The 26,058-nt window shown below is 38.3% G+C and carries 24 protein-coding genes; 13 read left to right on the top strand and 11 right to left on the bottom strand.

Annotated features, from left to right (window positions below; all coding sequences use genetic code 11):
• Positions 1-46 precede the first annotated feature (46 nt).
• Positions 47-913, bottom strand: coding sequence for an acyl-CoA thioesterase (locus WBF63_RS11085; RefSeq protein WP_424369788.1), 867 nt, complete (start codon positions 911-913; stop codon positions 47-49).
• A 1-nt stretch (position 914) separates the two neighbouring features.
• Positions 915-1,877 carry an NAD(P)H-dependent flavin oxidoreductase gene (locus tag WBF63_RS11080; RefSeq protein WP_424369787.1) on the bottom strand — a complete coding sequence of 321 codons (963 nt, stop codon included), beginning with the start codon at positions 1,875-1,877 and terminating at the stop codon, positions 915-917.
• Positions 1,878-2,086: 209 nt separating this feature from the next.
• Here WBF63_RS11080 and WBF63_RS11075 point away from each other — a divergent pair, with 209 nt between their 5' ends.
• Entirely contained in the window at positions 2,087-3,295 is a 1,209-nt protein-coding gene (locus WBF63_RS11075) for an ATP-binding protein (protein ID WP_424369786.1), read from the top strand.
• A 51-nt stretch (positions 3,296-3,346) separates the two neighbouring features.
• Here WBF63_RS11075 and WBF63_RS11070 read toward each other — a convergent pair whose 3' ends face one another.
• The 4 genes from WBF63_RS11070 to WBF63_RS11055 form a co-directional block, all read right to left on the bottom strand.
• On the bottom strand, positions 3,347-4,633 hold the full coding sequence (locus tag WBF63_RS11070; RefSeq protein WP_424369785.1) for a citrate synthase: 1,287 nt from the start codon (positions 4,631-4,633) through the stop codon (positions 3,347-3,349).
• 80 nt (positions 4,634-4,713) lie between these two features.
• Positions 4,714-6,006 carry a phosphopyruvate hydratase gene (gene eno, locus WBF63_RS11065; RefSeq protein ID WP_424369784.1) on the bottom strand — a complete coding sequence of 431 codons (1,293 nt, stop codon included), beginning with the start codon at positions 6,004-6,006 and terminating at the stop codon, positions 4,714-4,716.
• Between the two features lie 174 nt (positions 6,007-6,180).
• The gene (locus WBF63_RS11060) at positions 6,181-8,724 is read right to left on the bottom strand and encodes an adenosylcobalamin-dependent ribonucleoside-diphosphate reductase (RefSeq protein WP_424369783.1); all 2,544 of its coding nucleotides are present in this window, start codon (positions 8,722-8,724) and stop codon (positions 6,181-6,183) included.
• Between the two features lie 506 nt (positions 8,725-9,230).
• Positions 9,231-9,632, bottom strand: a complete 402-nt coding sequence (locus WBF63_RS11055) for a hypothetical protein (protein ID WP_424369782.1) — start codon at positions 9,630-9,632, stop codon at positions 9,231-9,233.
• A gap of 291 nt (positions 9,633-9,923) precedes the next feature.
• On the opposite strand from WBF63_RS11055, the gene WBF63_RS11050 reads away from it, so the two are divergent.
• The gene (locus tag WBF63_RS11050) at positions 9,924-10,970 is read left to right on the top strand and encodes a DUF4407 domain-containing protein (RefSeq protein ID WP_424369781.1); all 1,047 of its coding nucleotides are present in this window, start codon (positions 9,924-9,926) and stop codon (positions 10,968-10,970) included.
• A 54-nt stretch (positions 10,971-11,024) separates the two neighbouring features.
• Positions 11,025-11,357: a phosphoribosyl-ATP diphosphatase gene (hisE, locus tag WBF63_RS11045; RefSeq protein ID WP_424369780.1), complete on the top strand. Its 333-nt coding sequence runs from the start codon at positions 11,025-11,027 to the stop codon at positions 11,355-11,357.
• On the opposite strand, the gene WBF63_RS11040 is transcribed toward hisE, so the two are convergent.
• From WBF63_RS11040 to WBF63_RS11025, 4 genes are all read right to left on the bottom strand, one after another.
• On the bottom strand, positions 11,358-11,936 hold the full coding sequence (locus WBF63_RS11040; protein WP_424369779.1) for a phosphatase PAP2 family protein: 579 nt from the start codon (positions 11,934-11,936) through the stop codon (positions 11,358-11,360).
• Positions 11,936-12,265 (bottom strand): Sec-independent protein translocase subunit TatA/TatB, encoded by a 330-nt coding sequence (locus WBF63_RS11035; protein ID WP_424369778.1) that lies wholly within the window; start codon positions 12,263-12,265, stop codon positions 11,936-11,938. The genes WBF63_RS11040 and WBF63_RS11035 overlap by 1 nt, the downstream gene beginning before the upstream one ends.
• Positions 12,266-12,372: 107 nt before the next feature.
• Positions 12,373-13,266 carry a PstS family phosphate ABC transporter substrate-binding protein gene (locus WBF63_RS11030; RefSeq protein WP_424369777.1) on the bottom strand — a complete coding sequence of 298 codons (894 nt, stop codon included), beginning with the start codon at positions 13,264-13,266 and terminating at the stop codon, positions 12,373-12,375.
• Positions 13,250-13,441, bottom strand: coding sequence for a C4-dicarboxylate ABC transporter (locus WBF63_RS11025; RefSeq protein ID WP_424369776.1), 192 nt, complete (start codon positions 13,439-13,441; stop codon positions 13,250-13,252). Before WBF63_RS11025 ends, WBF63_RS11030 begins: the two co-directional genes overlap by 17 nt.
• A gap of 102 nt (positions 13,442-13,543) precedes the next feature.
• On the opposite strand from WBF63_RS11025, the gene WBF63_RS11020 reads away from it, so the two are divergent.
• Positions 13,544-14,008, top strand: coding sequence for a 5' nucleotidase, NT5C type (locus WBF63_RS11020; RefSeq protein WP_424369775.1), 465 nt, complete (start codon positions 13,544-13,546; stop codon positions 14,006-14,008).
• Positions 14,009-14,311, top strand: a complete 303-nt coding sequence (locus tag WBF63_RS11015; RefSeq protein WP_424369774.1) for a hypothetical protein — start codon at positions 14,009-14,011, stop codon at positions 14,309-14,311.
• Between the two features lie 49 nt (positions 14,312-14,360).
• Here WBF63_RS11015 and WBF63_RS11010 read toward each other — a convergent pair whose 3' ends face one another.
• Complete coding sequence (locus tag WBF63_RS11010; protein ID WP_424369773.1) at positions 14,361-15,269, bottom strand: hypothetical protein; 909 nt, start codon at positions 15,267-15,269, stop codon at positions 14,361-14,363.
• A 204-nt stretch (positions 15,270-15,473) separates the two neighbouring features.
• Between WBF63_RS11010 and dnaB the strand changes: the two genes are divergently transcribed.
• The 8 genes from dnaB (at position 15,474) to WBF63_RS10970 (ending at position 26,058) form a co-directional block, all read left to right on the top strand.
• Positions 15,474-17,051, top strand: a complete 1,578-nt coding sequence (gene dnaB / locus WBF63_RS11005; RefSeq protein ID WP_424369772.1) for a replicative DNA helicase — start codon at positions 15,474-15,476, stop codon at positions 17,049-17,051.
• 106 nt (positions 17,052-17,157) lie between these two features.
• The gene (locus tag WBF63_RS11000) at positions 17,158-18,330 is read left to right on the top strand and encodes a proline dehydrogenase family protein (protein WP_424369771.1); all 1,173 of its coding nucleotides are present in this window, start codon (positions 17,158-17,160) and stop codon (positions 18,328-18,330) included.
• Positions 18,331-18,398: 68 nt separating this feature from the next.
• Positions 18,399-20,858: a replication restart helicase PriA gene (gene priA, locus WBF63_RS10995; protein WP_424369770.1), complete on the top strand. Its 2,460-nt coding sequence runs from the start codon at positions 18,399-18,401 to the stop codon at positions 20,856-20,858.
• Positions 20,859-20,996: 138 nt separating this feature from the next.
• A complete protein-coding gene (locus WBF63_RS10990) occupies positions 20,997-21,734 on the top strand; it encodes an ABC transporter ATP-binding protein (RefSeq protein ID WP_424369769.1) in 738 nt (245 codons plus the stop codon).
• Positions 21,727-22,959, top strand: a complete 1,233-nt coding sequence (locus tag WBF63_RS10985; RefSeq protein WP_424369768.1) for an ABC transporter permease — start codon at positions 21,727-21,729, stop codon at positions 22,957-22,959. Before WBF63_RS10990 ends, WBF63_RS10985 begins: the two co-directional genes overlap by 8 nt.
• Before the next feature lie 69 nt (positions 22,960-23,028).
• The gene (locus WBF63_RS10980) at positions 23,029-24,273 is read left to right on the top strand and encodes an ABC transporter permease (RefSeq protein ID WP_424369767.1); all 1,245 of its coding nucleotides are present in this window, start codon (positions 23,029-23,031) and stop codon (positions 24,271-24,273) included.
• A 91-nt stretch (positions 24,274-24,364) separates the two neighbouring features.
• Positions 24,365-25,507, top strand: a complete 1,143-nt coding sequence (locus WBF63_RS10975) for an efflux RND transporter periplasmic adaptor subunit (RefSeq protein ID WP_424369766.1) — start codon at positions 24,365-24,367, stop codon at positions 25,505-25,507.
• Positions 25,508-25,689: 182 nt separating this feature from the next.
• Positions 25,690-26,058 carry a hypothetical protein gene (locus tag WBF63_RS10970; protein WP_424369765.1) on the top strand — a complete coding sequence of 123 codons (369 nt, stop codon included), beginning with the start codon at positions 25,690-25,692 and terminating at the stop codon, positions 26,056-26,058.

The raw sequence follows: 26,058 nt of genomic DNA, 5'->3' as shown, positions 1-26,058 counted from the left end.
AGAGACTTTAAAATTACTAAAAATCTCTATTGAAATGAAACTAAAATTATTTTATAAGTTTCCGCATCAGACCTTCTTGTGCCACAGTAGCGATCAACTTTCCATCCTGACTGAAAATTTTTCCAGAAGTCAAACCTCTTGCGTTGGAAGTATTTGGTACTTCGATATGATATAAAAACCAGCCGGAATAATCCTCAGGTTCATGGTGAAACCAGATCGCATGATCCAGACTTGCCAACAACATATTTCCAAAATGAGCCGAAGAAGCATGCGGTTGCAAAGCGGTAATCAAAATATTATAGTCCGAGGCATAGGCAAGCATTTCATGAAAGTGCTGAATGCTCAATTTATCCTTTACATCCTTGAATTTAAACCAGACATCCTGCCTCGGTGGCAAATCAACTTTTTCCAACGGATTATGGATAACCGTTGGTTTAAAAAAAATCGGTCTTTCCAAACTCAGAAACCGCGCAAAACTTTCGGGCAGAAAATCCTTCGCCTGATCGTAAATTTCTTCCCAGCTAAAAAGGGTATCGGGGTTTGCGACTTCTGGCATTTCTTCCTGAAATTCATAACCTTCTTCTTTGATCTGAAACGAAGCTGCCAAAACAAAAATCGCTTGTCCGTCTTGTTCCGCCGATACATAACGCGTGGTGAAACTTCCGCCGTCCCGCACCAATTGAACTTTGTACTGAATGGGTTTTTGAAGATCGCCCGGCAAAATAAAATAAGCATGCGCCGAATGACAAAAACGCTCTTCAGGAACGGTTCGATAGGCTGCGTTCAATGCTTGGGCAAGTACCTGTCCGCCAAAAACCGTTCGGCTTCCTACCGTTATACTTCTACCTTCAAAAACTGTTTTATCTAATTGATTTAATTCTATATGTTCGATTAATTCTTTTGCCGTTTTCATTCTAAAATTTTAAATTTTCTTGAATAATTTTGGTCCTTTCCAAAGCCGATTTATATTCGGATTTCAATCTCTCCACCAATTCCGAAACTGAAGGAATATCTTTGATTTCCGCCACGCCATGTCCGGCCGACCAGATGTCTTTCCAGGCTTTTGCATGTTCGCCCGTCAATTTGGAAAAATCTTCTTCTTTTTTCTCACTGACATCAATTCCGGCGAGTTCTATACTTTTCTTCAGGAAATTGGCAGGAACACCCGAAACGCCGTCAGTATAAATTACATCATCAATCCCGGACTCCACAATCATTTGCTTGTATTCTTCCGAAGCGGCACATTCTTTCGTAGCGATGAAACGGGTTCCCATATAAGCGAAATCCGCTCCGGCAATTTCTGCTGCCAAAACTTCCTGTCCGGTATTGATGCTTCCCGCCATGACGACGGCACCATCAAAAAATCCTTTGATCTCATTAATTAAAGCAAAGGGATGTGCAGTTCCTGCATGTCCTCCGGCTCCGGCCGAAACACAGATGATTCCGTCCACACCGGCTTCCGCTGCTTTTTCGGCGTGACGTTTTTTTACCACATCGTGGAAAATCAATCCGCCATAACTATGAATTGCATCTACGATTTCTTTAACAGCACCCAGCGAAGTGATGATAAGCGGAACTTTGTATTTCACACATAATTCCAAATCAGGGAGCAGTCGGGGATTGGTGCGGTTGACAATTAAATTTACACCATAAGGAGCCGGTTTTTTACCGGTTTCGGCTTCAAATTTCTCAAGTTCGGAATTGATTTCTTTGAGCATTTTTTCAAAATCTTCGCTTGTTCGGCCATTGAGTGCGGGAAAAGTCCCGATGATTCCGTTTTTACAAGATTCAATCACAAGTTGGGTTCCCGAAACGATGAACATAGGGGAAGTGATGACAGGAATTTGCGTTCTTTCCTTTAATTCGGTGATGGTCATTATTTATTATGCTTGAATAACAAATCTACAATTTTTTTGAGGTTTAATCTTCCCTTTTAAATCAAATTTTCAAATCCTCATTATGCTTCTTATCCTACTACTATATAATTATTTATATTGGTAATATAAGAAAATATATATTTATAATATATGGAGTTATATATTAGTAATAAATAAAATCATATATTTGTAATATATAAAGTGGTATTATGGTTTTACAAGAAGAAATAAGTTTGGTTATCGATTCTCAAAAAGATAATTTTTTAGAGAAGAATATAGGAATGGCTAGAGAGGATTTGGACAAAGTTCCTCATATAGATTCTTTTGCAACCATTATCACTGGGATGAGAAGATGTGGCAAGAGTACATTATTATTACAGATTCTTCGTGAGAATGAGAAGGAGTCAGTTTTTCTGAACTTTGAAGATATACGCCTTTCGGGATTTACTTCGGATGATTTTCAAAGACTTCATCGGGAAATCGAACGCAGAAAAGCCAAAATAATATTTTTCGACGAAATCCAAATCGTAAAAAAATGGGAACTATTTATCAATCAACTTTTGCGCGAAGGCTATAATGTAGTTTTAACTGGATCCAATGCTTCGATGCTCAGCAAAGAATTGGGAACTCACCTGACGGGACGCCATCTTTCGATGGAATTATTTCCATTTTCTTATTCTGAATTTTTGAAATTTAAAAATCTGAAAGCCGATGAAGATTCAGTTTTGGAATATTTACAAAAAGGTGGAATTCCAGAATATTTAAAAACTGATTATGCTCCGATTCTAAATTTTCTGGTGGATGATATTTTGATGAAAGACATTGTAGTAAGACACGGTGTGCGCGATGTTTCTTCTTTGAGACAGCTGACCAGTTATCTCATCACCAACATAGGAAATCTGGTTTCAGCCAATCGATTAATCGGAATGTTTGATGTGAAAACAGCTGCCACTTTTCTGGATTATTTTTCTTATCTGAAAGATGTTTATTTGCTGGATTTTGTTCCGGTTTTCAATCATTCCTTAAAGGTTCAAGCAAGAAATCCCAAGAAAGTTTACGCAATGGATATGGGAATTTATTCGGAAAATTCTTTGTCCACTTCCGAAAACTGGGGAAGAAGAATGGAAAATCTGATTTTCCTGCATTTGCGTCGCAATTACAGCGAAATATTTTATTTCAAAGGAAAAGGCGAATGTGATTTCATCACGATGGAAAAAGAAAAAGTCAAAGAAGTCGTTCAGGTTTGTTATCAGATCAACGATGAGAATTTCAATCGAGAACTGGGCGGATTGATGGAAGCTTTGGAATATACTGACCAAAAATCGGGAACCATTGTGACTTTAAATCAAGAAGATGAAATTGAAAAAGAAGGATTTCAAATCCAAATCATTCCAGCGCATAAATTTATGACGCAATAAAAAGAGGCAAATCCGATTGGAAATGCCTCTTTTCAAGTTCTATATGAAAAATTATCTTTTGTTCATATCGATATAATCGCGTTTTGGTGCACCGGTATAAATTTGTCTCGGACGACCAATCGGTTCATTGTTTTGACGCATTTCAATCCATTGCGCAATCCAACCCGGTAAACGTCCTACGGCAAACATAACGGTAAACATTTCGGTTGGGATTCCAAATGCGCGGTAAATCAATCCCGAATAGAAATCCACGTTTGGATATAATTTTCTGGAGATGAAATATTCGTCTTCCAAAGCTGCTTGTTCCAATTTTTTAGCGATTTCCAATGATTCGTCCTGAATACCTAATTTATCCAAAACCTGATCGGCTGCCTTTTTAATGATTCTTGCTCTCGGGTCAAAGTTTTTATAAACGCGGTGACCAAAGCCCATCAAACGGAAATCATCATTTTTGTCTTTTGCTTTGTCCACCCATTTTTGAACGTTTCCACCGTCTTCTTTGATTTGATCCAGCATTTCTACGACGGCTTGATTTGCACCTCCGTGAAGAGGTCCCCAAAGTGCAGAAACACCGGCTGAAATAGAAGCGAAAAGTCCTGTGTGAGCCGACCCTACCAATCGTACAGTAGAAGTAGAACAGTTTTGTTCGTGGTCGGCGTGAAGAATTAATAATTTATCCAAAGCATTGATAATTACCGGATCCATTTCCAAATCACGGTTGGGTTGTTTGAACATCAATTGATAGAAATTCTCAACATACCCCAATTTATTATCGGAATAATTCAAAGGCCAACCTTTTACTTTTCGAAGCGTCCAAGAAGCCAAAACCGGGAATTTACCCATCAGTGTAACTGCTGCACGGTACATATCCGTTTCTGATTTTGCATCGACAGCTTTCGGGTTAAATGCCGTAAGTGCACTTGTCAAAGTGGACAAAACGCCCATAGGATGCGCGGTGCTTGGGAAAGCGGAAAGAATTTTCGTAACATCTTCTGAAACCATATCATGATCCATGACATCGTTTTCAAATTTTGTAAGTTCTTCTTGCGTAGGAAGTTCTCCTTTCAATAAAAGGTACATAACTTCCACGAAGTTTGATTTTTCCGCCAATTGTTCAATCGGATAACCACGGTACATCAGAACTCCTTCTTCGCCATCTAAATAGGTGATGGCACTCGTACAAGAACCTGTATTTTTATACCCCGGATCCAGCGTGATGATTCCACCGGTCTGGGAACGGAAGTTGGAAAAATCAACGTATTTCTCGTTCATCGTACCTTGAGGTACATCAAATTCCAATTCTGATCCGTTATGAATAAATTTTGCTTTATCTGACATTGTTTTTATTTAGTTTGGATAGCAATATACAATAAACTCATTCAATTCTCAAAATGAGATTTATCAATTTTTACTATGGGTTAATTATTCACTTTAAAAGCAGAGAATTGCGGATAAACCGCTGTGTCTCCCAATATTTCTTCAATTCTTAGTAATTGATTGTATTTGGCCATTCGGTCTGAACGAGAAGCCGAGCCGGTTTTGATTTGTCCGGTATTTAGTGCCACCGCCAAATCAGCAATCGTTGTATCTTCTGTTTCCCCTGAACGATGCGACATCACCGCTGTGTATCCGGCATTTTGTGCCATTTGAACCGCGTCGATGGTTTCGGTCAAAGTTCCGATTTGGTTTACTTTGATCAAAATTGAATTGGAAGTATTGGTTTCAATAGCCGTTTTCAACTTTTTCACATTGGTTACCAATAAATCGTCACCGACCAATTGTACTTTTTCGCCAATTGCGTCCGTTAACATTTTCCAACCTTCCCAATCGTTTTCATCCATTCCGTCTTCGATGGAAATAATTGGATATTTCTCTGTTAATTCTTTTAAATAAGCCACTTGCTCTTCACGGCTTCTGATGGCTCCGCTTTCGCCTTCAAATTGGGTGTAATCATATTTTCCATCACGGTAAAATTCGGATGAAGCACAATCCAATGCGATTTTGATTTCTTCTCCTGCTTTGTATCCGGTCATTTCAATTGCTTTCATAATCGTGTCCAAAGCGTCTTCGGTTCCTTCAAAAGTAGGAGCGAAGCCCCCTTCATCCCCAACCGCTGTCGAAAGATTTCGGTCGTGAAGTATTTTTTTAAGGCTGTGAAAAACTTCCGTTCCTTTTTGCAAAGCTTGCGAAAAAGAATCCGCCACAACCGGCATAATCATAAATTCCTGAAATGCAATCGGGGCATCGGAATGCGACCCACCGTTCACGATATTCATCATCGGAACCGGTAAAACTTTGGCATTGGTTCCGCCTACATAGCGGTACAAAGGAAGGTTTAGTTCGTTTGCAGCCGCGTGAGCTACCGCAAGAGATACACCTAAAATGGCATTTGCGCCAAGTTTGGATTTGTTTTCGGTTCCGTCCAATTCAATCATGGTTTGGTCGATCAAAACCTGTTCAAAAACGCTGTAACCAATCAATTCTCTTGCTATGATTTCATTTACATTTTTCACTGCATTCTGTACACCTTTTCCCAGAAAAGCGCTTCCGCCATCACGAAGCTCCACCGCTTCATATTCGCCTGTTGAAGCCCCCGAAGGAACGGCAGCTCTTCCGAGAATGCCGGATTCTGTAACGACGTCCACTTCCACTGTTGGGTTTCCTCTTGAATCTAAAATTTGTCTTGCGTGAATTTGTGTAATGATGCTCATTTATAATAGAATTTTAATTGTTGCCCAAATGTAATAAAAATTAGGTTTTTTAAGCTTACGAATTAGACGAAATAAATAGGAGAACCGTGATTTTAGAGTTTTTTGAATTGAATTAAAAAAAAAGATGCTGAATTAAAATCAGCACCTTTCTAATGTTAAAAAGCAAGTCAAGTTTTAACCGCATTTGGAGCTTCCGCAGTTTTTACAAGTCAGACATCCTTCTTGATACATGACTTGGTCTGAGCCACAGCTGGAACAAGTTCCTGAAGCTTGAGTGCCGTCGGCAATGTATCGTTTCAAAGCGCGTGCTACTCCGGCTTTCCAGTTGTTGATGGATTCTGAATCCAGTTCCAAACGATTGATGAGTTCTACCACATTTTCTATCGGCATTCCGTGTCGTAAGGTTCCGGAAATCAGCTTTGCATAATTCCAGAATTCCGGATTGAACTTATGAGAAAGTCCTTCAATCGTCGTTTTATAACCCCGAAGATTGGTGAATTGGAAATCGTATCTTGAATTTCCATCTTCATCACGGTTCTTGATGATAAGCCCTTTGTTTACCCATCGAGGTAATAAGATACCTTCTTCGTCGTCTGCCAAACCGGTGAAAATCTCATAAGGTCTGCCGTCAATTAGTCCGACAAAAGCAATCCATTTTTCTTTGTTGTTTTGGAATTTTACTACATCGGCCTCCAGAATCTGAGGTCTTTTAGTAGGAAATGCCGAAGGCAATAATCCGGTTTTTTCTTCTTTTTTCTCATCATTTGAAATCAAAACACCCGACCGTGAACCGTCCCGATAAACCGTTACGCCTTTGCAACCCACTTCCCATGCTTTGATGTAGAGTTCGTTTACCAATTCTTCGGTTGCTTCATTCGGAATATTGATGGTTACCGAAATCGAATGGTCCACCCATTTCTGAATAGCACCCTGCATTTCTACTTTGCTCAGCCAGTCCACATCGTTGGAAGTGGCTTTGTAGTAAGGCGAGAACTCTATGATTTTATTGATTTCTTCTTGCGAATAATTTTTAGTGGTGTCGATGTCATTGGCTTCCATCCATTGTTTGAATCGATGATGGAAAACCAAATATTCTTCCCAGGAATCCCCAACTTCGTCCACAAAGTCCACACGTACATCTTTGTCGTTTGGATTTACCTTGCGACGTCTTTTATAGACCGGAAGGAATACCGGTTCAATTCCCGAAGTGGTTTGTGACATCAATGAAGTACTTCCGGTAGGAGCAATTGTTAACAAAGCAATATTTCTACGACCAAATTTTTGTAAATCTTCGTAAAGTTCAGGGTCGGCTTCTTTTATTCTTAAAATAAAAGGATTTTTAGCTTCTCTTTTCGCATCAAAAATACTGAATGCATCTCTTTCTTTGGCCATTTCTACAGACGAACGATAAGCTGCAAGCGCCAAAGTTTTATGAACCAAAGTTGAGAATTCATTTCCTTCTTTACTTCCGTATCGAATGTTCAGAGCAGCCAACATATCGCCTTCGGCGGTAATTCCCACGCCGGTTCTTCTGCCTTCGATGGTTTTTTGGCGAATTTTTATCCAAAGATTTCTTTCGGTTGCTTTGACTTCTTCCGTTTCCGGATCGGAATCAATTTTGGCCAGAATTGCATCGATTTTTTCAATTTCCAGGTCGATGATATCGTCCATCATTCGTTGGGCATATCCGACGTGTTCTTTGAATAAATCAAAATTGAATTTTGCTTTTTTGGTAAAAGGATCTTCCACATAGGAAAAAAGATTGACCGCCAAAAGACGGCAGGAATCATAAGGACAAAGCGGAATTTCTCCACAAGGATTGGTGGAAATGGTTTCGTAACCCAAATCGGCATAGCAGTCCGGCAGGGATTCGTTGAGGATTGTGTCCCAAAAAAGCACGCCGGGTTCCGCCGATTTCCAGGCATTGTGAATAATTTTTTGCCATAGATCACGGGCTTTGATTTCCTTTTTATATTTTGGGTTTTCACTGTAAATCGGAAATTTCTGGGTATAAGTTTTATCGTTCCGAACTGCTTTCATGAATTCATCATCAATTCGCACCGAAATATTGGCTCCCGTAATTTTTCCTTGTTCTAATTTAGCGTTCACAAAATCTTCCGAATCGGGATGGTTGATGGAAACTGAGAGCATCAAAGCACCCCGTCTTCCATCCTGAGCCACTTCACGTGTGGAATTGGAATAACGCTCCATAAACGGAACCAATCCGGTGGAAGTGAGGGCAGAATTTTTAACGGCAGAGCCTTTCGGGCGAATGTATGACAAATCATGTCCTACGCCACCTCGTCTTTTCATCAGTTGGACCTGTTCTTCGTCAATTTTCATAATGCTCCCATAGGAATCACTACTTCTACCATTTCCGATGACAAAGCAATTGGAAAGCGAAGCGATCTGGAAATGATTTCCGATTCCGGTCATAGGGCTTCCTTGCGGAATGATATAGCGGAATTTTTTGATGAGGTCAAAAACCTTTTGTTCCGACATCGGATTGGGATATTTTGCTTCAATTCGGGCGATTTCTTTTGCAATTCTTTTGTGCATATCGTCCGGATTTTCTTCATAAATATTTCCGTCAGAATCCTTTAAGGCATATTTACTCACCCAAACTTTAGCAGCAAGATCGTCTCCGTCAAAATAGTTCAATGAAGATTGGTAGGCTTCCTCATACGAGAAAGTCTTATTTTTTGTCAATGTTTCCATTTGTAAGTATAAGATTTTATGAATTGATAAATATACAATGGGTATTTTTATTTTCAAAAAGTTTGCAAATTTATTTTATTAATACAATGATTATCAGTTATTTGTAAATTTTATATTTATAAAAAGTTTGCAAATTTTGAAAATTTAAATTTTATAATTCAATAAATTATTTTCATCCTTTCATAGGATATTTTAATATCTGAATAGATTGATACTTATGGGATTATCTAAGTTTTCCGATAGAAAATTTCAAATGGTTTTGGTTGAAATTATTCTACGAAATGGAAGAATTGTAACCTCGCTGCCGCAGGATTACATCGTGTGGTAAAATTAATTTAAAATTTTATCTAAATATTAAAAATTCCTACTCATTTGATTTTGGTTTAATTGGGAGGTGTTAATTTAAGAAAATTTTAGATGCCACACGATACGCTGATGCTAATCGTGCGGCAGCGGGGGTATAAATGACAAAACCCCGAGCAATGCTCGGGGTTTTGTGTTTTCAATTATGGTAATAACAACCTATATGTATCTTTTTTATCTAACTGATAAATATATACTTTCTCTTTTTTAATACTTTTATTTACAACAACTTCAATAGGTTTTCTTTTCATATTTAACCCTTCTCCTCTAATTCTTTTAGAGTTAGTTAATATTGTTCCCGCAGGATGGTTATACACAACTACATAATCTTTATCATCAGGTAAATCTTCTATCCCTGTTATTCTTAAACCAATAATATCTAAATCTCCTATAACATATCCAAAGCTATCATGTAAATACATCCTCTCAAAATCAGATTGGTTTTCGATCACATAATCAAACTCTCCTATATATTTATAATCGGCTTTTTTGTCGCACGAGAATATTAAAAAATTAACCATTATCAATAAAATTATCTTTTTCATAAGCCAGGTTACATTTCTCCGGGCTTCTTCAATCCCGGATTTGTTTGAGGGTCATACATACCTTTAAACCCCCTCGCTGCCGCACGATTACATCGTGTGTTTTTTTTTGTTTCTTTTGCATCGTATGAATTCAATTTTTAAATTGAATAATTTCTATAAACAATTATGACTTAGTATGAATCATTTTAATTTTTTCATTCATAATGAATCCAATAAATCTAAAATTATTTAATAAATCACTGATATTTGGCATGATATTTTATACTAATTGGCAAAACAAAGTACCTTCTTATGAATTGGTTTGAAAAATTTTTGCTGATTTGTTCCGGGAGTCATATCAAATTACTTGAAAAATCTCCTACTGAAATTAATAAACACACCGGAATTGGCGGTGTGATTTTATTTACGGCTATTCTGGCTTCATTGTCTTCCGGGTATGCCTTGTATTCGGTTTTTGATAACTATTGGGCTGCGATCGGATTCGGTTTGCTTTGGGGGCTGATGATTTTTAATCTCGACCGGTTCATCGTGGCTTCCATGCGAAAATCGGGTAATTTTTTCCGACAGTTTTTTGCGGCTACGCCACGGATCATCCTCGCAGCTTTGCTGGGGGTTGTGATTTCAAAACCTTTGGAATTGAGGATATTTGAAAAGGAAATCGATAAACAATTAAACGTCATCATCAATCGGAATAAAACCGCTTTGCAGGATTCGGTGAACATCCGCTATGCTCAATTAACAGGGAGTTTCTCCAACGAACGAAATGAAATTTATGCAAGAATCAATTCACTCAGGGAAGAATACAATTTGGCCTCTTCCGAATTGGAAAAAGAAGTCGTTGGAACCGCTACGGAAACCACCACAGGTAAAGTAGGTTATGGACCAAACGCCAAACGAAAAGAAGAATTAAAAAATGCAAAAAAGGAAGAATTGGATGCTTACATGGCACAGATGCAACCCCGACTTTCTGAATTAGACAAAGAAATTGATGCGTTGAGTGAAAACAAACAGAAAGAACTTGATGCGGCCAGACCGACAGAAGAAGGTTACACCGGATTTGCCGCGCGAATGCAGGCTTTGAATGAATTGACCAAAAACAATGAGATTTTAGGAATTGCTTCCTTATTTATAATGGGTGTTTTTATTTCACTCGAAATGGCTCCGGTTTTGGTCAAATTGATTTCACCCAAAGGACCTTATGATTATTTGTTGGACAAACATGAATATTCGTTTAAAATATTCGGATGGGAATCAAAAGAAAAAATGAATACATCCTCAAATGAAAGGGTTTTAATCCATAAAAAAAGAAGTGACAGAAGAATTCGGGAAGAAATCTAAAAATTCCTTTTTTCAATTAAATTTTTTGATAAATTTACGATTCAGAAAATATAGATGGAAACACCTAAAAATCCTGAAACCGTAAAAGATTTTCCTTTCTTAAAGAAAATGGAAGATAAACTTGAAAAAGGAAAACGGCCAGATGCTCCTGAAGGAAAAATCAAGCGTTACTATCAGCGCGGAACCTCTCAGATTGCCAAAAAAATGGGGGAAGAATCAGTAGAAATGGTTATCGCTTCAGAGCAGGGGAGTGATGAAAATTTTCTGGAAGAAGCGGCCGATGTTTTCTTTTATTATTTAATGGCGATTCATGCACGTGGTTTCAAACTTAGGGATGTGCTTAAAATCCTAAAAAGACGATACAAGAAAAAGCAGAAAAAACACTGATTATTTTTCGAAATAATTCGCGTAACGAATGATCAGATATTGATACAATCTATAAAAAGTCCAGCCCAGAATTAATCCCATTACTCCACCACAAATCACGTCCAGTGGAAAGTGTACACCCAAATAAATTCGGCTGTAAGCTATCAATACGGCCCATACCAATAAGAGTGGAAGCATCCATTTGTACATCTTTTTAAATACCAGTCCCAACAGCAATGCAATAGCCAAATGATTTGATGCATGGGCTGAAGTAAATCCATATAATCCGCGTCTTTCACAACCAACTCCCCGCATAATTCCTTCAAATTCTGGTGTGAAACAAGGTCGTGGTCTTTGGAAACCATCTTTGAAAAGATTGGTAATCTGATCTGTAAACAGCACCATCAACAATGTGAGAATTAAAATAAGGAACGTTTTTTTTAATCCGAAATTTTTAAACAACAAATAAAGTAAAAAGATATACAAGGGAATCCAATAAGATCTTTCTGAAAGAAATGTCCAAAATCCGTCCCAAGTTGACGAACCAAGGGTATTTAAAAACAAAAATAAGTCTTTATCTAACTGAATGATTTCGTCCACTAATTACGTTTTATTGGACCAATAACATCGTCCAGCGTTTCTTCAATTTCTTTTTTGGGGTCGGGTAAAGCGGTAACAGATTCTGTGATTTCGTCTTTAGATTTTTGTATGGTTTCCTGAATATCTTTTACCGGATTGATGTCATCCATGGGTGTCATGATTTCCCTTTTGATATCGTCTGTGGCTTTTTTCATCGCACGTAATCCTTCTCCGAGCCCTCTTGCAACTTCGGGAATTTTTTTAGGTCCGAAGATGATTACTGACAAAATCAAAATGACTGTCAATTCTTCGAAACTTATGAAAGCAGGTAATACGACCGAAAAACTCATTCGGCAAAGATAATTAACTTCTGTTTAAAATACCTAAAAATGCAGAATTGCATTATGTTTTAACAAATAGTAGAAACAAAAGATGGTGTTTTTTTGATTTTATTAAGTTATTCGACGCTTTCAGAATTGATTTGCACTTCACGGTCATATAGAAAGTTAGGTTGAAGTCCTTCTCTTTTTACAATCAACTGTCCCTGATTGGAACCGGCAAATCTTGAAAATCCACTGCCAATACCAAATCCAGGTTCGCGAACAATAAAGTAAACGCCTTTGAAAAACGGATAATTTAATGCCAAAATATTTGGAACTTCTGGTGCCTGAGCGACACCGTTTTTATCTACAACCTTCAAAATTTTAATTTTTTGAAGCAATGATTTAACTTCCGGATTATCCTTTTCACTGATTTCGTTCATCCCAATTACACCGACCGATTTTGGCGATTTTTGAACGAATTCAATAACTTTTTGCGCGTTTTCTTCCGCCTGAATTGATCTTCCCTGAGGGATTTCGAGTTTCAAAACATTTCGAACCGTATTGAAATTCCCGGAATTTCCATCATCAAAAATTATCTGACTGTTTCCTTCCAGAATTCCGTTTTTGATTTGATCCATTGTAATAGAATCTAGAGGATTTTCAATTGAAGTAATGAAAACCGCCGCGTCGTACGCCAGAAGCGTGGATCTTGGCGTAACATCTGTTTGTTGTGCGATATATTTAGCTTGTTGTTCGCTCAATGGTTGATTTATAAAAGCCGCAGCGGCAATGGTATCTTGCAGGTCTTTCAAAACCTGATTTTCCGGTTTGTAAATAATTTCAAATTTTACTTCCGGATATTTCATTGTATAAATCTGTGTAAGCGCTTCCAGCAAACTTTTATTGGAAGGATCGGCGTAAATGGTCATTTCTCCTCGCTGATGAGAAGCTTCTTCTTTTGGATTTCCACAAGAGAAAAAGAAGAAACTCAGAAACCCAAATAAAATTCCACTAAAGATTTTGCTCACGAATGGCTTTGATTGCCCGATAAATTCTGAAAATACCATAAATTATAAATAAGATACCCAGCGCTTTGGCAGCGAGTGGGCTTAAATCCATTAAAAACCAATTTCTTATGATGACAAATCCGCCTATGACAGCATAGAGGATTCCCATTACGATGTTAATGTAGTTTCTGATCATTTCCCACAAAGGTAATTAAAATATAATTTTTCAAATTGATTTTTTAACGACGCATAATGACGTTTTGAAAGATTAGATTTGTTAAGTAATTAAAACAAAGACATGAATAAAAAGAAAAGATTATTTATTGATTTAGACGGCGTGATTGTCGATCTGATTGCACAAGTTGAAGTAGAATTCGCTCAAATTGAATCTGGAACTTATAAAGAAGCAACCGACCTGATTGACTTTTCAGAAACGGTTTTTCTGGACGCTGAACCTATAAAAGATGCGCTTAAATCCGTTGCCGAACTAGAAAAATATTTTGAAGTTTATATCCTTTCGACTGCGCCCTGGAAAAATACATTGGCTTGGATGCAGAAAAGAATTTGGGTGGAAAAACACCTTCCTTCTATGTACAAACGCTTGATTCTGACTCACAACAAAGAACTATTGAACGGTGATTTCCTGATTGACGACAGACTCCATAACGGTGCCGATGAATTTGAAGGCGAACACCTCCATATTTTTACTCCGAAATTCCCGGACTGGAAATCTGTAACTGATTATTTAATTCAAAACCAATAAATGATGACACGAAATTTTGAAAACATTCCACTTGATGACGATACGCAAATATTGTTGTCTTCCCAAATGAAATTCGGAGAACTTGACTGCGTATTTCAGATTTGGACTTATGATGCTATCCAGGGAAATTCCTTGATTTTCTATGCCGATGACCTTCAGGATAAATCGGATGAAGAATTAAAAACAATGATTCTGACGGAATCTGAAATTGTTTCGAATAAATCTCAAAAACTTACCATTTCCAAAAATGATGAAGAACATCCTTTTGTGTTTGTGAATTTTGATTTTAAAACAATCCGATAAAAAAAGAAGCCCTACATTTGCAGAGCTTCCCTTACAATTAACCAAATTATTATTGCAATTGAAACTGAACTGGAATCGTGAAATTCATATTGACAACGGTTCCGTCACTGAGTTCGGCAGGCTGTAAATATTTTCCTCTTTTTGACAATCGGTCTGAAATTCTTTTCAAAGCTTCTTGTGCTTCTTTGCTGAATTTTTCATTTCCGCCGTTTAGTGCTTTTACATCCACTATTTTCCCGGATTTATCCACAACGAAATGAAGTTTAGCTTTGGCAATTCCGATGTTGTTGGCAGCGGCAGTTTCGCCGAAATCATCCAACTGAATACCAAGTTCTTCCTGTAATTTCATCGCCATACATTGTTCTAAATCTTTTTTCGTTTTACCGGCATTTTCACAACCGGGAAAAACCGCCATTTTGGTCACGTCACGCACCGTGAAAATTTTTTCCGGAGTAGGAGCGCTCGGCGCATCAGTAGTTCCATCGCTGGTATTTACTGTTCCATTTACTTCTCCACCAGATTTGATAGTTCCTTCACTTCCGACCGTTCCAATATTTGGCATTGTAACTTTACCCAAATCACGGTTGATGGTCAAAGGTTGCTCTACGTCAGGTTTTTCAGTCGGATTGGGTGTGATTTGACTGTCCGTTTTATCGGGTGTAGTAGCCGCCGGAATAACTTTGGGGGTCGCAGGTTTTTCTGGCAACGGAGGTTTTTCATCCACAATCTTTTTAAAATGATGTACGGTAGGAATTGGCATTTCATCTTCCACTATCGTTTCGTTGTTTTTATTGGTAAAAGAAAAGATTGCAACTAAAACTCCAATTATAGAAAGTCCGATCAATAAAGACTTCAAAAGGTTTTCACCTTCACCGGTTCTGAGTACATAAGCGCCATAGGCTTTGTTACGATTTTCAAATAGGTAATCGTTCCAAGATAAATGTTGATTTTTTTTCATTTCCATCTTTTTTTATTGTTAAACACAAACCGGTACCGTTGAGGACTAAACACTTTGCTGAATCCATTATCATGATATTTGTCATATTTCAAATTCAATGCCGTGTTAATCAAATCTTAAAAATTTAACAATTTGAGATGTTCAAAACTTTATTTTACCTAAATAAGGTTCAGTTGACTCACAATTTATACCTTAGCAAGTCCTATGGAAAATTTGGATGTAACTACGAAATATAAGGCTAAGCCACAGAGTGTCATAAGTTTAGATCGCGGAAAACTTCCGCCTCAAGCTGTAGATTTGGAAGAAGCAGTCATCGGAGCGATGATGATTGACAAGAAAGGGATCGATGAGGTCATCGATGTACTTTTGCCTGAAATGTTTTATAAAATTCAGCATCAAACCATTTATGCTGCAATTAGAAAACTGTTCAATAATACCCAACCGATTGACTTACTGACTGTTTCGAATGAACTACGGAACGAAGGTAAACTTGATTTGGTAGGTGGAGATTATTATTTGATTCAGCTTACCCAAAAAGTTTCTTCGGCGGCACACATAGAATACCATTCACGTGTAATTATTGAGAAATATATATTACGTCAGCTGATTGAAATTTCATCAAATATCATTGATAAATCTTACGACGAGACGACCGATGTTTTTGATCTGCTTGATTTTTCGGAAAGCAAACTTTTTGAAATCACTGAAGGCGGAATCAAAAGAAGTTTTTCGGATTCCAATACGCTTGTACATGAAGCGATTGAAAAGATCAAAGCCATGTCAGAAAAAGAAGGAATGAGCGGAGTTCCTTCCGGATTTACACAAATTGACAAAATTACTTCCGGATGGCAGGATTCAGATCTAGTGATTCTTGCGGCTCGTCCTGGGATGGGAAAGACTGCTTTTGTGCTTTCCATGGCAAGAAATATGTCGGTGGATATGAAGATCCCAACTGCTATTTTTTCTCTTGAGATGTCTAGTGTTCAATTGATCACACGTATGATTTCCAGTGAAACAGGAATTTCTTCCGAAAAATTGCGAAAAGCCACTTTGGAAAACCACGAATGGAAACAATTATACAATAAAGTAAAAGGACTTGAAGACGCGCCTTTGTTCATTGACGATACGCCGGCTTTGTCCATTTTTGACCTGCGTGCAAAAGCGAGACGACTGGTTTCCCAACACGATGTTAAACTTATCATCATCGACTATTTGCAGTTGATGACATTGGGTGGCGGAAAGTCAACCGGGAATCGTGAACAGGAAATTTCAACAATTTCCCGAAACTTAAAAGCCATCGCAAAAGAACTCAATATTCCGGTGATTGCGCTTTCTCAGCTTTCACGTTCGGTTGAAACCCGTGGCGGAAACAAACGTCCTCTGCTTTCAGACCTTAGGGAATCGGGTGCGATTGAGCAGGATGCGGACATCGTTTCCTTTATTTATCGTCCGGAATACTACAAATTGGATGTTTGGGATGACGAACAGGGAACGCCTTGTGCCGGTCAGGCCGAATTCATTATTGCAAAACATAGAAACGGTGCTTTGGAAAATGTTCGACTGAGATTTGTAAATGAACAAGCAAAATTTACCGATTTGGAAGAAGATTTAGGATTCAGCGGATTTGAATTCCAAAGTTCGATGAACAAAGAAGACTCGGGAAGCATGGAAATCGGAAGCTCCATTAATTTACCAGTCGGAAACCCAGAAGATTCTTTTGGGGCAATGGATGATTTTAGTTCTGATTTTGATGATGAGGACGATGACAATATGCCTTTTTAATCTCCTGCTTCTAATATTTTTAAATCAAAAGACTGCATTCCTTAGTTAAATTACTAATTAAGGAAAGTTTTTATTGCTAAATTTGACGAACCAAAACAATACGTAAATGCCGCTATTTGACGACGCCCAAACAGCTTTTGAGTCCAAATCAGATAAAGATTTGAAAAAAGCGCATATGCTTTTTAAGCTGATTGCAAATCCTACTTTGACCAAAATGGGAACCTGGATGTTCAAAATTCCTTTTGCTACCAATATTCCTTTGGTGAAACCCATCATTCGCAATACCATTTACAAACAGTTTGTAGGTGGCGAAACGACGACGGAATGCTTGAATGTTGCTAAAGAACTTTACAAATACGGCGTAAGTTCCATTATGGATTATTCGGTAGAAGGTCAAGAGTCCGAAGCGGAATTTGACAGTGTGAAAGATGAAATTTTACGTCTGATTAAAATCGCAAAAGACAATCCAAATGAACTTCCTTTTGTGGTTTTTAAGCCAACCGGATTTGGACGAAAAGATATCTATGAAAAAGTCGGGAAAAACCTTCCAATGACCGATGAAGAAAAGCAAAAATGGCAAGCCATACGAAATCGTTTTGATGAAGTCTGCAAATCAGGATTTGAAAAGGATGTGACCATTATGATCGATGCCGAAGAAAGCTGGATGCAGGACGCGGCCGATGATCTTGCCGATGAGATGATGCAGAAATACAACAAAGAAAGATGCATCGTTTGCAATACGCTTCAAATGTACCGCCACGACCGATTGGATTATCTGAAAAGAATGTTTGAAAAAGCCGAAAAGGAAAATTATCTTTTAGGTTTTAAAGTAGTTCGGGGCGCTTATATGGAAAAAGAGCGGGAGAGAGCTGAAGCTGAAAATTACCCTTCACCAATTCAACCCGACAAGGCTTCAACCGATCGGGATTATAATCTGGCACTGGAATTCATCGTGGAAAATAACTATAGAATTTCACTTTTTGCCGGTACTCATAACGAATACAGCAGTGAATTACTGACCGAACTGATGCGCAAATACAATATTCCGAGCAATATCCACAAAATCTGGTTTGGACAATTGTACGGAATGAGCGACAACATCAGTTTCAAACTGGGAAATATGGGCTACAATATCGCCAAATACCTACCGTACGGACCGATCAAAGAAGTAATGCCGTATCTCATTCGTCGTGCGCAGGAAAATACTTCCGTTGCCGGACAAACCGGACGAGAGCTTTCATTGATTGAGAAAGAAATCAAAAGAAGAAAACAAGCTTAATCTTCATTTAGACTATGGGGCAACGACTTTGTACAATTCCACAATTGTACTAACTTGCCCTTTCAATTATGGCAGACCAATTCTTTGCAGAAATCATTCTTCCACTGGCTTTGCCGGGAACTTTCACTTATGAAATTTCGCCCGCCGATTTGCCTTACCTGAAAATCGGGCAAAGGGTATCCGTTCCTTTTGGAACCAATAAACTCTACACCGGAATTGTGTATTCCATTCATCAAAACAAACCCGAATTATTCAAAACCAAAGAAATCGACACGATTCTCGACAGCGAACCTTTGGTGACCCAAATTCAGATTAAATTTTGGGAATGGATGGCGGATTATTACATGAGCTCGTTGGGTGAAGTCTATCGGAATGCTTTTCCCACGGCACTAAAATGGGAAAGTGAAACTTTTGTAAAATTTATCGGAACCATTAACAAGATCGAAGAGAAACTTTCCGAAGAGGAATGGATGGTGGTGAATGCACTCGACAAAAAGGGAATTCTTGCCGTGAGCGAAGTAGCCAAAATTGTCGAAAGAAAATTTGCCATAAAAGTCATCAAATCCCTTTGGGAAAAAGGAATTCTTCAGCTCGATGAAGTCCTGAAAGAAAAATACACACCCAAAGTTGAACTTTTTGTAAAAGTAATTCCGGATTTGAAAACGAATGAGAAATTATTCAATCAATCCATTGATAAACTAAAAAACGCACCCAAACAGCGCGAAACTTTATTGCAATTAATTGTTGAAGAAGCTCAAAACCCCAAACCGATTAAAATATCGGCTTACCTAAAAAAATACGGCGGAAATCATTCCCTGTTTCGTTCGCTGGAAGAAAAAGGATTGGTGGAAATCTACAACCTTGAAATTTCAAGAATTCAGAAAGTAGAGCAGGATATTATAGATTCCGAACAATTAAATTTGGAACAAAATCAAGCGCTGAGATCCATTGAGGAATTCTTCCAAAACGATAAATCTGTTTTACTTCACGGTGTGACTTCCAGTGGGAAAACTGAAATTTATATTAAACTCATCGAACAATTTATAGAAGAAGATAAAACCACTTTGTTTCTATTGCCGGAAATTTCGCTTAGCTCACAGATGGTGCAAAGAATTCGTAAACATTTTGGCGACAAAGTCGGGATTTATCATTCCAAATTCAATCAAAATGAACGCGTAGAATTATGGGAGAAAACTTTAAACGATGACTATAAAATCGTTTTGGGGCCACGTTCTGCTTTGTTTTTGCCGTTTCAGAATTTAGGATTGGTAATTGTAGATGAAGAACATGAAACCGTTTATAAACAAACTGATTTCAAACCTTTTTTCCATGCACGCGACATGGCTTTGGTCTTGGCCAACTTTTTCAAAGCAAAGGTAATTCTCGGTTCGGCAACGCCGTCTTTGGAGTCCTATCACAATGCCCAAACCGGAAAATATGGATACGTGGAACTGACTAAACGTTTTACCGAGGTGAAAATGCCGAAAATTGAACTCGTGGATTTACGCACGGCGATGCGCACCAAAGAAATTACGGGCGATATTTCCCATAGTTTGCGCGATGCGATGGAAGAAACCATTCGTGAAAAAAAGCAAGTACTGATTTTCCAGAACCGACGTGGTTTTGCGCCTGTGATGGAATGTCTTTCATGCGGTCATTCGCCTTTCTGTCCGAACTGCGATGTGCCGCTGACTTTTCATAAATTTTCCAATTCACTCAGGTGTCATTATTGCGGTCATTCACAGGCAAGGCCTTATAAATGTTCCAATTGTCAAAGTCAGGAGTTGACCACAAAAGGAATTGGAACAGAGCAGATTGAAGTGCAATTGCAATGGCTTTTCCCGAAACTCAAAATCGCCAGAATGGACATTGATGCGATGCGGAGAAAAAATGCCTACGAAAAAACTTTGGAAGCTTTTGAAGAACAGGAGATTGACATCTTGGTGGGGACGCAGATGATTGCCAAAGGTTTGGATTTTTCAAATGTGGGATTGGTGGGTGTGATTCGCGCTGACTCTATGTTGAATTTCCCGGATTTTCGGGCGCACGAAAAGGCTTTTCAATTATTGACGCAAGTCGCAGGACGAGCCGGCAGACGAAATGAACAGGGAAAAGTGTTGATTCAGACATTTAATCCCGACCATGAAGTGCTTCAAAATGTGACGCGTTATGATTATGAAAAAACCGCCAGAGATATTTTATACGAACGAAAATCTTTTTATTATCCGCCGTATTTGCGTTTGATTCGGATTACTTTTCGTCATGCAAAAAAAGACAGACTCGATAAGGTTTCGGAAGAATTTGTCAAATTGCTCAAGCCACAATTCGATGAGAAATACTTATTGGGTCCGGAAGAACCTTCGATTGGTCGAATTCGAAATTTATTCATTAAAAATGTATTGATTAAAATTCCTGAAAATGCTTCACCACAAAAGGTTAAAAATTTGATTTCAAAAGCGATCGAATCTTTGCATACGGTGAAGGCATTTCGTTCAGTTCGAATTGAAATTGACGTGGATCCACAATAAAATTGTAGTCCTTTTTTGAATGATTCGAAGAAAATCAAATCTTACTGTAACTTTTGAATTGAATTCTCTACCAATAATAAAGTTATTTTGCATGAATAAAGAATTCCAATTGGAATTCAAATAACACCAAAGTGAACAATGATAAAAATCCGCGGTTTAAACAAATCATATAAAATGGGTGCTAATTCGCTTCATGTTTTGAAGGGAATCGATTTGGATGTCGAAGAAGGCGAATTTGTTGCAATTATGGGTGCTTCAGGCTCAGGGAAATCCACTTTGCTGAACATCATCGGGATGTTGGATACGCACGATACGGGTTTGTATGAACTCGACGGATTTAAAATTGAAAAATTAACCGAAACAAAAGCTGCGAATTATCGGAATAAATTTCTTGGATTTATTTTCCAATCTTATAACCTGATTAATTTCAAAAATGTATTGGAAAACGTTGCTTTGCCACTATATTATCAGAAAGTAAGTCGAAGCAAACGCGCCGAAATAGCGATGAGTTATTTGGAAAGAGTGGGCTTGAAGCCTTGGGCGCATCATTTGCCGAATGAACTTTCGGGCGGACAAAAACAAAGAGTTGCCATTGCGCGGGCTTTGGCTGCCAAACCCAAACTTTTATTGGCCGACGAACCCACCGGAGCTTTGGATTCCAAAACTTCGCAGGAGGTAATGCGTTTGATCCAGGAAATCAATGACGAAGGAAAAACCATTTTGATGGTAACGCACGAAGATGAAATTGCAAATATGTGCAAACGAATTGTGCGCTTGAAAGACGGTGTGATCATCAGCGATGACAGGGTTCAACAAGTCCGAGCTGAGGTGAATTTAGAAAATAATAGGAATAATTCAAATCTGGAAGATGTTTGATCTGGACCGCTGGCGCGAAATATGGGCTTCGATTGCAAGCAACAAACTGCGGACAATCCTTTCGGGATTTACCATTTCGCTGGCATTGTTTGTTTTCATCATATTGTTCGGAATGGGAAATGGTTTGCAGAACGGTTTTCAGAAAGAATTCTTCCAAGCCGGTGCTTTGAATATGTACATCTTTGGAACACAGACTTCAGAATCTTATGCCGGTTATCAGAAAGGTAGAAACATCATCCTGGAAAATGAAGATCTTAATTATATTCTGGAAAATTATTCTGACCGGATTAAATACATAAGTGGAGAATACGACCAGCAGCTGATGGTGAAATTCGGTGGTGAATCTGGTTCTTATTCTGTTAAAGGAGTTAATTCAGATTATATCCACATGGTCAATAATCAGTTGGACAAAGGAAGATTTCTGAGCGATGATGACCTAAAAAGTCAGACAAAATCGGTGGTTTTAGGGCGAATGGTAATTGAGGATTTGATGAAAGGTGCTGATCCAATTGGTAAATACATCAACATAGGAAGCGGAATGTATGAAATCGTCGGTATATTTTCTAGCAAAAGCAATGATGACCGCGAAGAGCGGATGATATTTGTTCCCTTGACGACTTTACAAACTATTTACGGAACCAAAGATTTACCCACTATAACCGTTGCACCCAAAGATGGACTTTCAACTTCTGCTTTGGGCGAATTTGCAGATGATCTGAGAAGTGATTTGAAATCCCGTCACAAAGTCAGTCCGACGGATCCTTCCGGAATCCGCATTTGGGACTCGTCTCAACAAATGAGTGATACCAATGCATTTTTCTTTGTTTTGACCATCATTGTTTTTTTCATTGGTGGCGGAAGTTTGGTTGCTGGCGTGGTAAGTATCGGAAATATCATGGTATTCAGTGTGAAGGAACGAACCAAAGAAATTGGAATCAGAAAAGCACTTGGCGCTACACCCTACAAAATCATTACGTTGATTATGCAGGAAGCCGTTATGATTACCTTGTTGTTTGGCGTCATCGGGATTTTATTGGCAACGCTTTTGGTTGAAAATATCAATGAAGGTTTGGTGGATTATTTTATTTATGATCCGGGTGTAAGTACCGTATCGCTGGTGATGGCATGTGTGATTTTATTTGTTGCCGGATTTTTGGCCGGATTTCTTCCGGCAAGATATGCTGCGAAAATCAAACCAATTGATGCTTTGAGAGATGATAAGTAGGGGTTTAGAGAATAGAGAATAGAACAGATAGATATACAATAATACAAAATACAGTATACAAATTTAAAAATGAAACCCATAATATTTGACAGAGACGCCTGGTCTGAAGTTTATTCGGCGATTCGCAAAAACAAATTGAGGACGATGCTTACCATGATCGGTGTAGCTTGGGGAATGTTTCTGTTTGTTTCACTTTTGGGTTCCTCCAAGGGAGTTCAGAATGGATTTGATAAGATTTTTGCCAATGCAGCGACCAATAGTCTTTTTGTCTGGATGCAACAAACGGCAATTCCTTTTGAAGGTTATCAGAGAGGGCGGATGTTGGAACTGAAGATGGAAGACATTGAAGCGATCAAAGCAAACTTTCCTCAGATTCAAAAGATTGCGCCCAGAAGTCAGGAAGGGAGCGTGACAGTCAAATTTGGAACTAAATACAGTACTTATAGCGTTTCAGGGGATTATCCCGAGCAAAACGAAATGTTTAAAAAACCCATTGTTCAAGGAAGGTTTATAAATCCGGATGACATCACATACGGAAAAAAAGTATGTGTCATTGGGATAGATATTCTCGATGAACTTTTTCCCGAAGGTGTAGATCCAATGGGCAAAATGATTCAAATCGGATCAGGTATGTACACGGTTGTCGGAGTGTATCAGCAAGGTTCGATGGGTTTTGGCCGGAATAATGAAATTCATATTCCGTTTACCACTTTTCAGCGGGTTTACAATCGACAGGGTGTGGTGAATTATGTAATCATCAATGCGAAAGACAATGTGGATATCGTGGCATTTGAAAAACAAATCAAAGATTACCTGAAAGAAAGAAAAATAGTTCATCCTAATGATACACAGGCGATTGGTGGGTTTAATCTTGGAGAGAATATGAACAAAATGTTTTCTTTTATGAACGGACTTCAGCTTTTGGCAATTGTCGTGGGGGCATTGACGTTATTTTCAGGTGTGATTGCGATTGCGAGTATTTTACTGATTACCGTTTCAGAACGAACCAAGGAATTCGGAATTCGGCGGGCTTTGGGAGCTGTTCCCGGGCAAATTCGTTCGCAGATTTTATTGGAATCCATCGTTTTGACGATGATTGCCGGACTTTCGGGAATTGTAGGGGCTAGTTTTGTGCTTTTTCTGATAAATTCGTCTGTGGACAGTGATGCTTTTCCATTTATAAATGCTTCGGTAGATGTAACAACTTTGGGAATTGCACTACTTATTATGATAGTGATGGCGATGCTCGCCGGACTGATTCCTGCTCAGCGTGCGATTTCAATCAAACCTATTGATGCTTTGAGAGACGAGTGATTGGAGTGGGAGAGTTGTAGGGTTGGAGAGTTGGAGAGTGAAATTAGATTTAGAATAAAAAAAATACGAATTTCGTCAAACGAAAATAAGAATGAAAAAAGGTTTAAAAATTTTATTGATTGTTCTGTTTGTGGGAGCGGTAATCGCGGCTTTGTTTTATATGTACAATACGAGTACCAAAGACAATGAAAAATACGAAACAACCGAAGTAACGGTTCGGGATATTTCAACCAAAGCGGTTGCGACGGGAGCGGTTAAACCCAGAGAAGTAATTGAGATCAAACCCAATATTTCGGGAGTGATTTCCGAAATTCATGTGGAAGAAGGGCAAACGGTAGAGAAAGGTGCTTTGATTGCGACGCTTCGTGTAATTCCAAACGTTCAAAGTCTGAATGCGGCGCAACAACAAATTAATTCTGCCAGAATTACTTTGAACAATGAACAGATTCAATTCAACCGAACCAAATCTCTGTATGATCAGGGCGTATTGCCAAAACAAGAGTACGACAATGCACTGGCAACTTATCAGATGGCGCAACAAAACCTGAAAGCTGCTCAAAGCGATTATAAAATTGCCCAAACCGGGATTGCGCCGGGATTGGAGCAATATGCCACAATTCAAATCCGAGCAACGATTTCGGGGATGATTTTATCAATTCCGGTCGAAATCGGGAATACGGTTCAGGAAATCAATAATTTCTCTGTGGGAACAACCATTGCAACCATGGCCGATGTGAACCAAATGATTTTTGAAGGAAATGTGGACGAAGCCGATGTGGGAAAACTAAAAGAAGGAATGAAATTGACCATCACCATCGGGGCTTTGCCTGACGAACAATTTGAAGGTGTTTTGAATTATATTTCGCCTTCGGGTGTGGATACAAGTGGAATTGTGCAGTTTGAAATCAAGGCTGATGTGAATCTGAAACAAGACATTTTCCTTCGTGCCAATTACAGTGCCAATGCAGAAGTGATTTTGTCCGAAGCCAAAAATGTAGTGACTTTGGAATCGGCTCATATTCAGTACGATGATAAAGGACAAGCGTATGTTGAAGTTTTGAAACCGGGGACCGAAAAATATGACCAGCCGGTTTACCAGAAAAAAATATTGGAAACCGGAATTTCAGATGGTGTTTATACCGAAGTCAAAAGCGGATTGAAAAAAGGAGATCAAGTTAAAGTTTTCAACACAGACCTTGAAGAAAGTCCGCAGGGAGGACCGAGAAGAGGTTGATAAATGAAAATAGAATAAATGAAAATCCGGCAATTTTTTGTCGGATTTTTTTATAGTGTTTGTTAAATTTTAAATTAATGAAAAAAAATAGTTACTTTTGAGAGTTTGTAGGAGTTAACCAACATAAATCTTTGAGGCCGGATTTTTAATTTTTACAAATAACAATTAACACAAAAGAGGAAATGAGATTACGTAAATTCATATTACCAATTGCTTTGGTGATATCTTCGATTGCATTCAGTCAACAAAAATCATACAATTTACCCCCGGGTTATTACCTTGATACCCAAAAACATATTTTTGATTTATCTCATAAATTAGAAGGGAATTATGACTACGAAGTTTCAGTTGATAAATTAAAGTTCCTCAAGGAAGTTTCATCAGAAGAATTAAACCAGACCTCTCCTGAATACCAGCAGTATATTAAAGAAATGAATGAATTCGTGAACGGGCTTTCACGAAAGATAAGAGATATATATTCCTTGCCGGAATTGTGGTATGTCTATGCATTTGATCAGGAATTAAAACAACGTTTACAAACAATAAAATAA

This window comes from Moheibacter sp., from assembly GCF_049672845.1.
In the GTDB taxonomy this organism is placed as follows: domain Bacteria; phylum Bacteroidota; class Bacteroidia; order Flavobacteriales; family Weeksellaceae; genus Moheibacter.
The sequence above is the reverse complement of the archived record's forward strand: the minus strand, read 5'-3'. Positions and strand labels throughout refer to the sequence as shown.

Excerpts from the sequence above, each read along its gene's own strand:
- WBF63_RS11035 (WP_424369778.1), bottom strand. The coding sequence starts at position 12,265 with ATGAGTTTTTCGGTCGTATTACCTGCTTTCATAAGTTTCGAAGAATTG.
- WBF63_RS11000 (WP_424369771.1), top strand. The coding sequence starts at position 17,158 with ATGCCGCTATTTGACGACGCCCAAACAGCTTTTGAGTCCAAATCAGAT.
- WBF63_RS11015 (WP_424369774.1), top strand. The coding sequence starts at position 14,009 with ATGATGACACGAAATTTTGAAAACATTCCACTTGATGACGATACGCAA.
- WBF63_RS10970 (WP_424369765.1), top strand. The coding sequence starts at position 25,690 with ATGAGATTACGTAAATTCATATTACCAATTGCTTTGGTGATATCTTCG.
- priA (WP_424369770.1), top strand. The coding sequence starts at position 18,399 with ATGGCAGACCAATTCTTTGCAGAAATCATTCTTCCACTGGCTTTGCCG.
- WBF63_RS11025 (WP_424369776.1), bottom strand. The coding sequence starts at position 13,441 with ATGATCAGAAACTACATTAACATCGTAATGGGAATCCTCTATGCTGTC.
- WBF63_RS10975 (WP_424369766.1), top strand. The coding sequence starts at position 24,365 with ATGAAAAAAGGTTTAAAAATTTTATTGATTGTTCTGTTTGTGGGAGCG.
- dnaB (WP_424369772.1), top strand. The coding sequence starts at position 15,474 with ATGGAAAATTTGGATGTAACTACGAAATATAAGGCTAAGCCACAGAGT.
- WBF63_RS11060 (WP_424369783.1), bottom strand. The coding sequence starts at position 8,724 with ATGGAAACATTGACAAAAAATAAGACTTTCTCGTATGAGGAAGCCTAC.
- WBF63_RS11075 (WP_424369786.1), top strand. The coding sequence starts at position 2,087 with ATGGTTTTACAAGAAGAAATAAGTTTGGTTATCGATTCTCAAAAAGAT.
- WBF63_RS11050 (WP_424369781.1), top strand. The coding sequence starts at position 9,924 with ATGAATTGGTTTGAAAAATTTTTGCTGATTTGTTCCGGGAGTCATATC.
- WBF63_RS11055 (WP_424369782.1), bottom strand. The coding sequence starts at position 9,632 with ATGAAAAAGATAATTTTATTGATAATGGTTAATTTTTTAATATTCTCG.
- eno (WP_424369784.1), bottom strand. The coding sequence starts at position 6,006 with ATGAGCATCATTACACAAATTCACGCAAGACAAATTTTAGATTCAAGA.
- WBF63_RS10985 (WP_424369768.1), top strand. The coding sequence starts at position 21,727 with ATGTTTGATCTGGACCGCTGGCGCGAAATATGGGCTTCGATTGCAAGC.
- WBF63_RS11010 (WP_424369773.1), bottom strand. The coding sequence starts at position 15,269 with ATGAAAAAAAATCAACATTTATCTTGGAACGATTACCTATTTGAAAAT.
- WBF63_RS10990 (WP_424369769.1), top strand. The coding sequence starts at position 20,997 with ATGATAAAAATCCGCGGTTTAAACAAATCATATAAAATGGGTGCTAAT.
- WBF63_RS11085 (WP_424369788.1), bottom strand. The coding sequence starts at position 913 with ATGAAAACGGCAAAAGAATTAATCGAACATATAGAATTAAATCAATTA.
- WBF63_RS11070 (WP_424369785.1), bottom strand. The coding sequence starts at position 4,633 with ATGTCAGATAAAGCAAAATTTATTCATAACGGATCAGAATTGGAATTT.
- hisE (WP_424369780.1), top strand. The coding sequence starts at position 11,025 with ATGGAAACACCTAAAAATCCTGAAACCGTAAAAGATTTTCCTTTCTTA.
- WBF63_RS11020 (WP_424369775.1), top strand. The coding sequence starts at position 13,544 with ATGAATAAAAAGAAAAGATTATTTATTGATTTAGACGGCGTGATTGTC.
- WBF63_RS10980 (WP_424369767.1), top strand. The coding sequence starts at position 23,029 with ATGAAACCCATAATATTTGACAGAGACGCCTGGTCTGAAGTTTATTCG.
- WBF63_RS11080 (WP_424369787.1), bottom strand. The coding sequence starts at position 1,877 with ATGACCATCACCGAATTAAAGGAAAGAACGCAAATTCCTGTCATCACT.